The organism is Larkinella sp. VNQ87 (assembly GCF_049445795.1).
GTDB lineage: Bacteria > Bacteroidota > Bacteroidia > Cytophagales > Spirosomataceae > Larkinella.
This window is the reverse complement of record NZ_JBMSDT010000017.1, coordinates 19,997-33,561: the sequence shown is the minus strand read 5'-3', so window position 1 is coordinate 33,561 and position 13,565 is coordinate 19,997. Positions and strand designations below refer to the sequence as shown.

Sequence of the window (13,565 nt, the reverse complement as noted above, 5' to 3'; positions counted from 1 at the left end):
GGTACGCGGGTCGCAGCAGTCAGGCTACGCTCAGCGCCGTGCAATCAGAAACTTGGCGGCTTGATCTGATTCTAAGGAAGTTTAATCGTACTCGACTGGTATTCGAAGTTGTCGTTTCATGAATGGTTCTCAGGTTTTAGGGCTTGTCATCCCGGTCAGTCGTCAGCACAGTACACACCGAAACTCAGACTGGGTTTATTATATACTGCTAAAAGCTGTATGCAGGGGTATTTCTACTATAAATTTTTATATGATTATGCTGATATATTTTATAACGGTTTTAGGAAATTTTTATTGAGAAGCATGAGGACTTCTGCTGAGTCGTTTTGTCGTTCCCTGTTGTGTACGGGAACGGACTAGTCCGGAACTGTTACCCATAAAAAAGCCGTTGCCGGAGCGAATGCCCCAGCAACGGCTTCCTGGAATGGTTGCTCAGGCTTGCGGAGCCCGCACCAGTCCCGCGCCGATATCCGCCGGGTCAAAACCGGGTTTCAAGCTGGTTTCCGTTCCCGAGCCAATCAGCCGGGCGGTGAGCGTGAGGGGCGTAAGCAAACCGGTTTTCGAAATTTTTTCGGCCCACAAAGCCGCCACGCCCGCTACGTGGGGTGTCGCCATGCTGGTACCGCTCATCTGGACAAAACCGCCCCCCGGCCGTGCCGACAGGATTTTAACGCCCGGCCCGGAAACGTTGGCACCGGTATTCGAGAAGGGGGCCACCGTCAGGCCCTGAGCGCTTTCGCCTAGGGCGGCCACCGAAATGATGCCTTCCGAAACGGCGGGCGGACTGACCGAAATTTCGAAATCCGGGTCGACGTTGCGCTGGCTTTCATTCCCGGCGGCTGCGATGATGACGGTAGCCTGCGAAAACGAACCCTGAATCCTGACGAGGGCCGCGAGCCGCTCGAAGAGCTGCACATTGGCCCGGTAGCCTTCCAGGGCATATGACGTGGCCAGTTCCGCCGGAAAACCCTGGTCGATCAGTTGTTTCACAAATCCGGGGAAGTCCATGCCCAGCGACATTGAAATGATGTTTGCGCCGTTTTGACCGGCCCATTGAATGGCACTGACAATCTGGTCGCTGGAGCCGCCCCCGTTTTCACCCAATACCTTCCCGATCAGGGCTTTTTGCACACCGGGAGCCACGCCGATCCGGGTGTTGTTGCTGATTCGGCCGAAAATAGTTCCGGCGCAGTGCGTTCCGTGGCCGTTCTGGTCCCCGTTGCCCTCGCCCGTAAAATCCTGCTCGATCAACTGAACGCCCGCGAAAGCCGGGTGTGCGGCATCGATGCCGGTATCCAAAACCGCCACCACCACGCCTTCGCCAGTGAACGGGGAGGTATCTGCTCCGACGGCGGTGATGCCCCAGGCTACGGTGGCCGCCGAAGGTTTGGCGACATTCTTCCGGCTGACGGGTTCGACCAACCGCATCGGAATGGCCGGAGCCACCGCCAGAATACCGGCATCGCGTGTCAGGGTCGGAATCCGGCGACGGTCGATTTCATCAATTTCAACGGTCAGCCCGGCGGCCACAGCTTCGGTCGGCCGGGCCTGGGCGAGGGCACCCAGAAACGGGTCACGGGTGGCAGTTTGCGTCGTGCGTAAAATGATGTGTTTTTGTTTCATGGGAAAGGGATTTAGCAGGAAAACGATATGTACTACTACGCTGTTTGCAGGAGTTGATTCCCTCGCAGAAAATTCACAGGCGGCTGGGTGTCGACCAGCGGGGTCGATCGGCGGGTCGCTGGTGCCTTGTCAAAGGTAAGGCTGTAACAGCTTAAAAAACAGCGTAGTAGTACTTGATTTCGGCACTGCGTAGTTTATGCAAAATTGGCATAGGGCATAGGGCACGGGGTAGAGGGCAGGGGGTAGAGGGCATAGGGCAGAGAGTAAAAAGCCGTGAGCCAATCCTTTACCCCTCTACCCTATGCCCCCTGCATTCATTCGGAACGCAAAGCCTTGACTGGATTCATCAAAGCCGCTTTAACGGACCGGAAACCGACCGTCACCAGCGCCACCAGCAGGGTTCCCGCGACTGCCGGGAAGAAAACACCAGGTCCGATTCCAACCCGAAAGGTGAAGTTCTGCAGCCAGGTGGTCATGAGGAAATACCCAATGGGTGCCGCCACGATGAACGCCAACAGAATCAGGCGCGCGAACTCTTTGCCGAAGATCCAAAGAATCTGCCCGGTGCTGCTCCCCAGCACTTTCCGGATGCCGATTTCCCGGGTTTTCTGGGCGGCCATGAACGATACCAACCCATAGAGACCGAGGCAGCCGATGAAGATGGCGATGGCGGCAAAGGACCGGATCAGCTTGAGCATCAGCTCTTCGGATTGGTAAAAATTGGCAATGTGTTCATCCAGAAACTGGTATTCGAAAAGCTGGTCGGTATGCCGTTCGCTCCAGGTTGTTTCGAGAGCCGCCAGGGTGGGGGTAACGGTTTTTAAATCAATCTTGACCGCGTAATTGTTGTACCGGTCACTGGCTGACATCAGGCATACCGCATTGATCGACTCATGAAACGAGCGGTCGTGGAAATCGGCCACTAGGCCGACAATGGGGCCGGTGTTTCGCCCTTTGTTCAGACTCAGGGTTTTCCCCAATACATCCAGTGGCGATTTCAGACCAAGTTTTCGGGCGAAGGTTTCGTTGACGATAAACTCCCGGGCCGTGTCGGACGGATACAGATTGCGGCCAGCCACCAGTTTCAGCTCAAACAGCGGGAGGTACTGCTCGTCGGCCGCTTTGACACTGACGCTAAACGGTTCTTCTTCCGTTCGGTTGTCGTAGCGGGGGGAGGTGTTCCAGACGTTGTAGTTCGAGGCCGGGGCCGCCTGACAGACGGATACGGTTTTGACGCCCGGAATGGCCGCCAACTGACGTTGAACGGTTTTCATTTTCATAGGACTGGATTCCGACGCGACCGGCAGCATCACCACGGCTTCTTTGGCGAAGCCCAGGTCGGCCCGGGTCGCATACCGCATCTGATCGGTAATCACGATCATGCCAATAATCAGCACCTGGGAAAGGGCAAATTGTCCGACGATCAACGTCCGCCGGGTATTGAAACCGCCGATGGTTTGGGCCGACAGCTTTCCTTTCAGGGCGACCACCGGCTGGAAACCCGCCAGAATCAGCCCCGGATAAGAACCGGCCAGGAAAGTAACCACCAAAGCGAGCAGAGGAAGAAACAACGCCAGTTTCCAGTCGGCTAGCGGATTAAGGACAAGCTGAACCTTGAACCAGTCGTTGGCAAACGGTAGCAGCAGCCAGGCCGAGACTCCGGCCAGCCCCACGGCCAGGCTGGTGATCAAGCCGGTTTCGGTGATGAACTGCCAGAAAAGCGGCCCCCGATGACTGCCCAGCACTTTCCGCACGCCCACTTCTTTCGATCGGTTCAGGGCCTGGGCCGTTGCCAGGTTGATGAAGTTGATGCAGGCCGTCCCGATCAGAAACAGACCGATGAAGCCCAGCACCCACAGATTCGTTTGGCTGACCGCTCCACCATAGCGCGGGTTGAAATGGAAATCGGCCAGCGGCTGGAGCTTATAGTGATGTACGTTTTTGCTGGTCGGACGGTATTTTTTGACGTAAGCCGGTAAAACTGCTTCAACCTGTGCGGGTGAGATGCCCGGTTTCAATCGCACGAAACACTGCATGGCGCTGTTCATGCCACCCCAGGCATCGTCGCTCGCCATCCACTCGTCGTATTGTTTCAGGGTGTTGTACGACACGAAAATCTCGGTTTTCTGGTCGGTGTTGACCGGAAGGTCTTTCAGAATGCCGGTAATTCGGAAATCGACCTTGTTATCCAGCCGAACGGTTTGGTTGATCGGGCGGGCGTTGCCGAATAGTTTACGGGCCATGCGTTCCGTCAGAATCGCCGTATTGGGTTCCTGTAAGGCAGTTTGGGCGTTGCCAGCGATCATCGGATACCTGAAAATATCGAAATAGTCGGTTTCGGTAAAAGCAACGCCTTCGTCTTCCCTGAACTTCCGAATCTCCCGGCCGTCCTGAACGGTCAACAGTACCCCGTCGAACGTCGCAATCCGGGCGACTTTTTCGCCAAAGGTGTAATCGTCCCGAAATACCTTGCCGAACGGACTCGGCACGCTGGCAACATAGCTGACGGTTTCGCGGTGCTGTTCGGTGACGAAGCGGTAAACCCGGTCGGCATTCGGATGAAAGGTGTCGAAACTCAGGTGGTAATTGATCAGCGTGAAAATCAGAATTCCGCAGGTCATCCCGAGCGTCAGCCCCGAACTGTTCAGGAACGTATAGGCTTTGTTACGGGCCAGGTTCCGCCAGGCAATCTTGAAATAATTACGGATCATAACAGTATTTGTTGGTTTTGGGAATTCTTCGGTTTTTCGCTTGAAAAAGAATGGATTGAGGTAATTCAAAACCGCCCAGACAAACTGCCGCCGGGCTTTCGCCAGGCCGAGTTCATCCACCTGCCTGTAAAAGACCTCATGCAGATCCCCTGCACATCTTCAAGCAGGTGCGGAGCCAAGAACCATTCCAGCAAACGATCCGCCCAGCGGGGTGGACAATCCGACGTTTCGGCGGTTTTCATAAGATTGAAATAACGAATGGTGAATATCGAATAGCGAATAATGAAGTAGCTTCGCCTGCTTTGATCGATATTCGTTATTCAGTGTTCGATATTCGATGTTCATTTTTCATTATTTCACTCACCGATCAACTGATATTTTCCCGGCGGAATGGCTTGCCAGAGTCGGCTACGGACTTCCTGAATGTCGTGCAGTGCCCGGACTCCGGCGGTGGTCAGGGCAAAAAACCGCTTGCGTCGGCCCCCGCGTTCGGCGGTGGCTCCGCCCATTTGCGACGACAGGAAGCCTTTTTCTTCCAGCCGGTACAGGGTGGCATGCACGGCGCTCATCGTGATGCTCCGGCCGGTTTGCTGCTGCACGTCTTCCCAGATCGTGACGCCATAGGCTTCGTTGGCGCAGGCCGCTACCACCAGTAAAACGATTTCTTCAAACTCTCCAAGAAAGGCTCGGCGCATAGGGCTGTCGGCTGGAATCAATTAGTTGTAATTTTGCAAAACAAATAAAGTGCCAAAGCCCGAAAAAGGCTTTTGCCGGCTATTTTGAAGGATTACTGGGAAAACCGCCTGTCCGAAATCGTACAGATTCTGTCCGGCGCTGGACACGCCTGCTGTACCCACGGACTTTAGTCCGTGTGATCTTCTATGATCCAGTAGTTAGTACCAACTCAACGGGTATGCTGGCTCACAATGACTAAAGTCCGTGGGTACGTTACAGATTGCGGATCAGGGCAGCCATCTTCTCGCGCAGGGTGGCATCCGGCTGTCGACCGTGACCGGCTAGCATGTTGTCGGCGGCATGGCGCGGATTGCTGGTGCCCGGAATGACGCAGGTGACGGCCGGGTGAGCGATGAGGAACTTCAGGAAGAATTGCGCCCAACTGTTGATGTCGTTTTCTTTCGCCCAGGCCGGTAGTTCCTTGCCTTTAACGAGTGAAAATAACCGACCTTCGGCAAACGGCTGGTTGATGATCGTGGCAACACCCTTGTCCTGGGCCACAGGCAGCAGCCTTTTTTCGGCATTGCGCGACAGAATCGAATAGTTGAACTGCACAAAGTCGATGGGAACTTTGGTGATGATCTCAACCAGGTCGTCGTGCATGGAATCAGTATAGTGCGTGATGCCGATGTACCGGATTTTTCCGGCGGTTTTCCAGGCTTTCAGCGTTTCGAGCTGCGTTTTCCAGTCGACCAGGTTATGAATTTGCATGAGGTCCATCGTCGATCGTTTCATTTTTCGCATCGACTCCTCCATCTGCCGAACCCCGGCTTCGCGGCCCCGCGTCCAGACTTTCGTCGCGTAAAAAAACGCGTTCTGAATGCCGGATGCGGCCGTGAGCGTGCCGACCACTTCCTCCGACCGTCCGTACATCGGTGACGAATCGATCAGCTTGCCACCGGCCTGATGAACCGCTTTCAGGGCTTGCCGGAGAGGTTCCTGCTCAGCGGTAGTTGCTACATCGAAGGTTTGCCAGGTGCCGATGCCGACAACCGGCAGTTTTTCGCGGCTGGACGGAATGGCTCGGTTGAGCATAGTCGTCTGCGTTAATGCCGGAAAACCGGGTGCGGGGCCCGTTGCCAGTGTTGCGGCCGAAGCGCTCAAAAATCGCAGCGCTTCCCGGCGCGTTAGGTTTACTGATTTCATCGGCAAAATAATGCGGTTTTAAATGATTAAAGAAGTGCCATCAGGAAGCTACGTCGGCCGGTTTGCGTTCAAAAAACTCCAGTCGGTTTCCAAACGGGTCGATCATGTTCACTGTCCAGGCGCCCCAGAAGGCTTCTTCCAGTCCGGGGCGCATGTATTTGTACTGTTTGGCCGTCAATTCTTCATGAAACTTCTTCAAATTGGGGTATTCGATCAGCACCTTGCTGCCGGGTGTTGCGTCGCCGTGGTGTTCCGACAGATGCAGCCGTAAATCACCTTTTGTTATTTCCAGATAAACGGGGGCGTTTTCCTCAAATCGGTGTTCCCAGGCGATGCTGAAGCCAAGCCAGTCGACGTAAAACGTAACGGCTTTTTCGTAGTCAAAAATGCGGAAGATCGGAATAATAGCCTGGGACATCAGAAAGGGGCACGGGGTGTTGCCGTGCCCCGTGAAGTTAACGGTTTGCGCTGACCCGCCAAAGCCGGTTTCCGGCATCGTCGGCCACCAGCAACGCACCGTCGGGCAACACCGTCACACCCACCGGCCTACCGTGTACATCCTTGTCATCGATGATGAAGCCCGTCAGGAAATCTTCCGGTTTGCCGCTCGGCTTTCCGTTTTGGAACGGTACAAAAACTACTTTGTACCCGGAAAAAGCCGAACGATTCCAGGAACCGCGCTGACCGATGAATGCACCGTTGCGGTATTTTTCCGGGAAAGCCTCTTTGTCGTAAAAGGTCAGCCCGAGCGAAGCGGTATGAGCGCCCAATGCTACATCGGGAGCAATCGTTTTGGTTACCAGGCTCATATCGGGTTGCTTGCCTTTCCAGCGCGGATCTTCGGTCGGACCGAAATACGCGTACGGCCAGCCGTAAAAACCGTCTTCTTTGACGCCCGTGATGTAATCCGGGACCAGGTCATCGCCCAGTTCGTCGCGTTCGTTGACGGCCGTCCAGAGCGTGTTGGTGCCGGGTGCCCAGTCCATGCCGACCGGGTTACGAAGGCCGCTGGCGTAGATGCGCTCGCCCGAACCATCGGGGTTCATTTCCAGAATACAGGCCCGGCGAACTTCGTGCTCCATGCCGTTTTCGCCGACGTTGCTGCCCGATCCCACCGAAATGTAGATCTTTGAGCCGTCGGCGTTGGCAATCAGGTTGCGAGTCCAGTGGTTGTTGTAACCACCCGCCGGTAAGGGCCGGATGGCTTTGCCGGCGGCCGTAATTTTCGTCTGACCGGTTTGGTACGGAAACGTCAGCACGCCATCGGTATTGGCCACGTAAAACGTGTTGCCCACCAGCACCATTCCGAATGGTTGATTCAGGTTTTCCAGAAACACTTCGCGCAGTTCGGGCTTGCCGTCGTTGTTGGCGTCGCGCAAGAGCGTGATGCGGTTGGCGCTTTTGCCGGTATTTTCAGATTTGGCCCGGCCGCTGACCGCCGATTCTACTTTTTTGACCACACCTTTGCGCTCAGTCTGCGATTCGACAACCAGCACATCGCCGTTGGGCAACACATAAGCCTGGCGCGGATTTTCCAGATCGCGGGCGTATTCCGTCACCACAAAACCGGCGGGGGCTTTGGGCGTTTCACCGTCTTTCCAGCCAACCACGTTGCTAAAATGCGTGGACGATTCGGAAGGGGGCGGCAAATCCGGCGCTGCGGGAGCTTCGGCCTGTTCAGTAGTGGCGGTTTCGGCTGATTCGGAGGTTTCGGATTTATTCGATTGACCGCAGGCCGACAGCAGCGCCGTCAACAGCAGGGAGTAGGCGAAAAGAACAAACGGTTTTTTCATCGTTGAGTGGATTAGTGAACGTCCAATGTCAACCGATTGAGTAAGCCGTTTGTTTGTGGATTGGCAACCAGTTAGGGTAGAGCCTGGGCAGTGGGCTGTTGGGGTGCGGGTCTGGGGCTGGCTTGCAGAAAATCGCTTATGGCAGCCTGCCATTTGGTGTTTTCGTTGGTACAATACGGTTGGTGTCCCGAGTTTTCGTAGATGACCAGTTGTTTGCGCGAGGTTCCCAGGTTGGCGAAGATGGCATCGGTTTCGGGGCGCAGCACCCGAGGGTCTTTCGCTCCCCAGTTCAGCAGAACCGGCATCGTCAGCTTTTTGGCATAATCCGACGGCCGGTAGCTGTAGCCACTCATGCTGCGTTCCATACCGCCCCAGAGCAGCAGCAGTTCGGAAGCCGGGTGCGCCGGAATGTGCAGCGACCGCAGACGCCCCTGCACGGCGTCGTACAGCGAGGCAAACGGGCATTCCAGAATGACCTGACTGGGTTTCAGATCGTGTTCAGGAATGGCTTTCAGAATCGTCGCGGCTCCCATCGATACGCCCCAGAGGATGATGTTTTTCTCGTTGCCCCGGCTGACAAAGTCGTAGGCGGCTTTCAGATCGTTGGTTTCGCGGTAGCCGATGGTGCAGATGTTGCCCTGGCTGTTGCCGTGCGCCCGGAAATCAAACAGCAGGGTATTGTAGCCCAGTTGGTGAAAAAAATCATTTTCACAAAGCACCTTTGATTTGTTCGATGCATGGCCGTGGCAGAGGATCACGGTTCCTTTCGGATTGTCGGCTCGAACGTACCAGCCTTCCAGCCGTTGGCCGAGTTCGTTGGTTAGTCGCACGGTTTCGTACGGCATTTTCGGCGCATCGTTGACGACCGATTTCTTCAGTTTCATGCCGAAAAAAGCCGCTTCCAGCTTCTCGCCGGTCGAGTAGCTTTCGGGTTTGCGGGAGGGCATTTTGTCCGGATTGTCATAAAAATACGTAAACCGGGCGGCATGAAATGCCAGCACAATGTTCAGCAGCACAAACAAGCCGAGCAACACCAGCCCGACGCGACGCAGAATGCGCATAACGGTAATGAGTTAGTAAAACAAGCCGAAGGTGGTACGAAAAGCGGTTTTTCCGGTGCCATCAATGGGCTTAAAGGTACGTACAAACCCGCGATTTTTTGCGTTCCGTGACCCGAAGCGGTTTTTAACGTCCAAGCAGAAAGCGCTAAGGGGTGGCATGGGGAAACAGGCAAATCAGTACTACATCATGCTGGCCCGAAAGTATCAGTTACCAGTTCAGCAGTATGTTTTCTTTCTGGGAACCGGGATGCCGCGCATGGCCGTGCAGTACCAAAGCGACTGGATGCAATACCGGTTTCGGCTGGTCGCGTTTCATACGTTGGATTACCGGATTTTCCTGAACTCGGACCGGCCCGAAGAAGTGTTGCTCAGCGTGCTGGGTGATTTCAAAGAAGAGAAGCTCGAAACCGTTCTGGAGGAGATCGTCGAGCGAGTCAAGCAAACGACTGAGGGAGATTTTCAATTAAAACGTTACTATAATCAATTGCGCGTTCTGGCGCAGTTGCGTAACTTGGAGAAAAAACTAAAAGAATTCACAATGGACGATCTAAGCAACTTTGTGAGTGTGGAAAGGGACGCTCTCTACATGATAGGCGAGGAAATAGCACAGGTCAAATTTATTACCAACCTGTTGAAGCTGAACCAATTTACTGTGGAAGAAATTGCTGCGCTGGGGGATGTATCCGTTGAGTTGGTCGAGAAAGTAAAAGCCAAACTGGCGGCCGGAACTTCACCGGCGGGCGGTGAGTAGATCGTCCAGAAAACGTGCTTCCCGGCATAGGTCAACGCTGCATCACTATGCCTCCTCAACTTCCACGACGTGATTTGTTAAAGGGCCTGCTCGCTACCGGTTTGATGGGATCGGTAGCCGAAACGAAGGCCAATCGGCAGCCTGCTGCCGACGCTGCGCCGTTCAGTGTACATATTTTCTCCAAACACCTGCATTTCCTGAATTACAACGAGTTGGCCGCAACGGCTGCCGACCTCGGTTTCGACGGCGTCGATCTGACGGTTCGGCCCGACGGCCATGTGGAACCGGCACGGGTTCGGGAAGACCTGCCGAGTGCGGTTGAAGCGCTGAAGAAAAAAAAACTCGGTGCGGTTATGATGACCACGGCCGTCACGAAAGCCGATGATCCGGTGAGTCGGTCGGTGCTGGAAACTGCCAGTCGGCAGGGCATCCGGTATTACCGCACCGGCTGGCTACCGTATCCGGCCAATCAACCCATTCCGGCGACGCTTAAACAATACCGACAACAACTGCATGAGCTGGCGACGCTAAATCAGCAACTGAACCTGGCGGGAGGGTACCAGAACCACGCGGGAACCAACTTCGGCTCGGCGGTCTGGGACCTGGCATCGGTTTTGGCTGACCTGAACAATCCGGCCCTGGGCGCTCAGTACGACATCCGGCACGGAACCGTCGAGGGCGGCACGTCCTGGTCGACGGGCCTGCGGATGATCGCTCCCCACATCCGGTTTCTTGCCATCAAGGATGTAATTTGGGAAAAAGTGAATGGCAAATGGAAAGCTGTCAGCGTGCCGCTTGGACAGGGTATGGTCGATTTCCCGGCCTATTTTGCTCTGCTAAAACAATTGAATGTTCGCGTACCGATTTCGCTGCACCTGGAATACCCGCTCGGGGGCGCTGATCAGGGCAAACGAGAACTGACCATTCCCCGCGAGAAAGTATACCAGGCCATACAAACCGACTTGCAAACCCTGCGCGGGATGCTGAAAACCGCCGGATTGGTCGGTTAATTAATTAGCTGCGCCGGGCATCCTGCCGGGCATCCTGGCTGTCGCGGGTGTTTTTCTGAACGGCTACGGCCCCGAACAGCCCCAGCAGGAAGGCAAAGGCGTAAAAGCCTTTTTCACTCGGCAGCAGCGTCGCATTCCAAAGCCCGATCGTGAGCAGGGTTATCGCCAGAAGGGTTGAAAACCAGGCCAGTCCGTAGTAAAGATCCGTCACCGGTAAGCCTTCCAGCCGGTCGCGGACGCTCTTCTGAAGCGATACGACCGAAAAAAGACCGAACATCAAAACGGTAAAATAAAAGCCTTTTTCATTCAATTGCATGGTGGCACGCCAAAGGCCGATGATGTAGCCAAACATACCGGCACCGAGGGCCAGCCAGGAAGCACCGATAAAAGCGGCTGAGGGTTTCTGATTCATGGTTATTTGCTGTTGTTAAGTAATGTGAAGTTGGAAACAAAGGTAAGTCCGTGCAAAGCGGGCCGCCAGCCATAACTTTTACCGGGCGGTTTTGGAGCCACAGTTAGTAGTTTTGGGGAAGCAACAGGTGAGATTAGGCGCAGAATACCGTGACCAAAACTGGTCAGGAATGAACAGAGACAGGATTAGAATACCCTTAGAATTAGCCACGCCTAGAACCGGCTGCGGTATTTGCGACGTTATTACCGTAACCGTTGAAAACGTATGAAAAGTATCCTGATCGTGGAAGATGACCGCCGGATTGCCCAGAACATCAGCCGGGGCCTGACCGAGGAAGGTTACCGGACCGAAGTGGCTTACGAAGGCTACAACGGCCGGGACCTGGCTCTGCGCGAATCGTTCGACCTACTGATTCTGGACATCAACCTGCCCGGCCTGAACGGCTACGAAATCTGCCGGAATGTTCGGGCTGAAAAACCGCATCTGCCCATCATCATGTTGACGGCGCTGGGCGAAATCGAGGATAAAGTGGAAGGACTGCAACGCGGAGCTGATGATTACCTGGTGAAGCCATTCGATTTCAGGGAGTTGAACGCCCGGATTGCAGCCTGTTTCCGGCGGCTGGAACTGCTGGGCAACCAAGCAACTGACGAAGTGTTGCGGATTGCCAATCTGGAAATCAATATCTCGACCAAACAGGTCAGGCGGGATAACATCCCCATTGATCTGACGGCCCGGGAGTTCGCCCTGCTGGAGTATCTGGCCAGAAACCGGGGGCGCGTCGTGTCCAAAATGGACCTGGCCGAGAAGGTCTGGAGCCTGAATTTCGATCCGGGAACGAACGTGGTCGAGGTGTATATCAATTACTTACGGAAGAAAGTCGACCGGGATTTTGACCCCAAGCTGATACATACCCGGGCCGGGATGGGTTACATCTTAAAAGTGGACTAGTCGATGAAAATCAGAAACCGGATCGCGCTCCAGTTTTCGCTGATTGTGGCTTCGATTCTGCTCACGTTTTCGCTTATTATTTATTTTACTACGGCGACGTTTAGTCGGGAAGATTTTTACGAACGGCTGAAGAAGAAAGCCCGCACGACCGCCCGGTTTTTGATCCAGGTCAATGAAGTCGATCAGAATCTGCTGAAAATCATCGACCGCAACACGCTCACGGCGCTTTATGACGAAAAAGTGCTGGTGTTTGACGAGCAAAACCGCCTGATTTACGCCAGTGTCGACGACCAGATCATTCATTATCAGCGCAGTTTGCTCGACGAAGTTCGGCAGCAGAAGGAAGTGGAAACCTGGAGTGACGAAAACCAACTGGTGGGAATTGCTTATGAAGAAGGCGGGCGCAACTTGGTCATTTTGGCGTCGGCCTACGACCGGGTAGGACGGAATAAACAGAAAAACCTGCGGTTTACGCTGATCTGGGGGCTGGCCGGCGGCATTGGCCTGACCATTGGACTTGGGATTTTCTTCGCCGGTCAGTCGCTGCGCCCTATCGATGAAATCAATACGCAGATCTCGACCATCACCGCCCGGAACCTCCGCCAACGACTGGATGAGGGCGACCGCCGGGATGAAATCGATCAACTGGCGGTGAACTTCAATGCGGTGCTGGGGCGGCTCGAACAGGCCTTTGAGCAGCAGCGGAGTTTTGTTTCCCACGCTTCGCACGAACTCCGGACGCCCTTGGCTTCACTCAAATCCGAACTTCAACTGGGGCTGCGTCGGCGGCTGGATGCGGCTGAATACGAGGATATTCTGAGTAATCTGCTGTCGGATACTGACCGGTTGATTGGCCTTACCAACAGTTTACTGTTTCTGGCGCGGACGCTGGAAAACATCAGCCAGATGCCCCTGGCCCCCGTTCAGATGGAAGAAGTCGTGTTGCTGGCCCGCGACGAATTACTGAGTGCCAAACCCCAGTACCGCGTCGAATTCGACTATGACAACCTGCCCCAATCCGAAACAGAAACGACGGTTTCGGGGAATGAAGAACTGCTGAAACGGGTGATCCTGAACCTGATGGACAATGCCTGTAAGTATTCGGCGGATCACACGGCGCACGTCCGGATTGGCACCGACGACCGCTCATGCTGGGTGAGCGTCCGTGACCAGGGAATTGGCCTGGCCCCGGAAGAAACCGAGTTGATCTTTGAACCCTTTCATCGTGCGGCTAATGCCGTTGGGTATGAAGGGTTTGGCATTGGTTTATCGATCTGCCAACGAATCATCGAACTGCACCAGGGGCGGATTTCGGTGGAGAGCCGGTTGGGCGAAGGCAGTCAATTTGTGGTTCATCTTAATCACTTGTAGG

The 13,565-nt window shown here is 54.8% G+C and carries 12 protein-coding genes and 1 pseudogene; 4 read left to right on the top strand and 9 right to left on the bottom strand.

Annotated elements, in window-relative coordinates; genetic code table 11:
* Window positions 1–432 precede the first annotated feature (432 nt).
* From ACO2Q8_RS25310 to ACO2Q8_RS25275, 8 genes and pseudogenes are all read right to left on the bottom strand, one after another.
* Window positions 433–1,623 carry a S8 family peptidase gene (locus ACO2Q8_RS25310; protein WP_423347675.1) on the bottom strand — a complete coding sequence of 397 codons (1,191 nt, stop codon included), beginning with the start codon at window positions 1,621–1,623 and terminating at the stop codon, window positions 433–435.
* A 314-nt stretch (window positions 1,624–1,937) separates the two neighbouring features.
* Entirely contained in the window at window positions 1,938–2,321 is a 384-nt protein-coding gene (locus tag ACO2Q8_RS25305) for an ABC transporter permease (RefSeq protein ID WP_423347783.1), read from the bottom strand.
* A 174-nt stretch (window positions 2,322–2,495) separates the two neighbouring features.
* A pseudogene (locus tag ACO2Q8_RS25300) lies at window positions 2,496–4,576 on the bottom strand (ABC transporter permease); the annotation flags it as partial.
* Window positions 4,577–4,690: 114 nt separating this feature from the next.
* The gene (locus ACO2Q8_RS25295; protein ID WP_423347674.1) at window positions 4,691–5,029 is read right to left on the bottom strand and encodes a PadR family transcriptional regulator; all 339 of its coding nucleotides are present in this window, start codon (window positions 5,027–5,029) and stop codon (window positions 4,691–4,693) included.
* Window positions 5,030–5,282: 253 nt separating this feature from the next.
* Window positions 5,283–6,215, bottom strand: coding sequence for an aldo/keto reductase (locus ACO2Q8_RS25290; RefSeq protein WP_423347673.1), 933 nt, complete (start codon window positions 6,213–6,215; stop codon window positions 5,283–5,285).
* Window positions 6,216–6,255: 40 nt separating this feature from the next.
* Complete coding sequence (locus ACO2Q8_RS25285; RefSeq protein ID WP_423347672.1) at window positions 6,256–6,633, bottom strand: glyoxalase superfamily protein; 378 nt, start codon at window positions 6,631–6,633, stop codon at window positions 6,256–6,258.
* A 37-nt stretch (window positions 6,634–6,670) separates the two neighbouring features.
* On the bottom strand, window positions 6,671–8,008 hold the full coding sequence (locus ACO2Q8_RS25280) for a PQQ-dependent sugar dehydrogenase (protein WP_423347671.1): 1,338 nt from the start codon (window positions 8,006–8,008) through the stop codon (window positions 6,671–6,673).
* A gap of 71 nt (window positions 8,009–8,079) precedes the next feature.
* Window positions 8,080–9,069, bottom strand: a complete 990-nt coding sequence (locus ACO2Q8_RS25275) for an alpha/beta hydrolase (protein ID WP_423347670.1) — start codon at window positions 9,067–9,069, stop codon at window positions 8,080–8,082.
* Window positions 9,070–9,226: 157 nt separating this feature from the next.
* Between ACO2Q8_RS25275 and ACO2Q8_RS25270 the strand changes: the two genes are divergently transcribed.
* Both ACO2Q8_RS25270 and ACO2Q8_RS25265 read left to right on the top strand, forming a co-directional pair.
* Window positions 9,227–9,820 (top strand): hypothetical protein, encoded by a 594-nt coding sequence (locus tag ACO2Q8_RS25270; RefSeq protein WP_423347669.1) that lies wholly within the window; start codon window positions 9,227–9,229, stop codon window positions 9,818–9,820.
* Between the two features lie 47 nt (window positions 9,821–9,867).
* Entirely contained in the window at window positions 9,868–10,830 is a 963-nt protein-coding gene (locus tag ACO2Q8_RS25265; RefSeq protein ID WP_423347668.1) for a sugar phosphate isomerase/epimerase family protein, read from the top strand.
* Between the two features lie 4 nt (window positions 10,831–10,834).
* On the opposite strand, the gene yiaA is transcribed toward ACO2Q8_RS25265, so the two are convergent.
* A complete protein-coding gene (gene yiaA / locus ACO2Q8_RS25260) occupies window positions 10,835–11,242 on the bottom strand; it encodes an inner membrane protein YiaA (protein ID WP_423347667.1) in 408 nt (135 codons plus the stop codon).
* Window positions 11,243–11,506: 264 nt separating this feature from the next.
* On the opposite strand from yiaA, the gene ACO2Q8_RS25255 reads away from it, so the two are divergent.
* Both ACO2Q8_RS25255 and ACO2Q8_RS25250 read left to right on the top strand, forming a co-directional pair.
* Window positions 11,507–12,193, top strand: a complete 687-nt coding sequence (locus tag ACO2Q8_RS25255) for a response regulator transcription factor (protein ID WP_423347666.1) — start codon at window positions 11,507–11,509, stop codon at window positions 12,191–12,193.
* A 3-nt stretch (window positions 12,194–12,196) separates the two neighbouring features.
* On the top strand, window positions 12,197–13,564 hold the full coding sequence (locus tag ACO2Q8_RS25250) for a sensor histidine kinase (protein ID WP_423347665.1): 1,368 nt from the start codon (window positions 12,197–12,199) through the stop codon (window positions 13,562–13,564).
* The last annotated feature ends 1 nt before the right edge of the window (window position 13,565 follow it).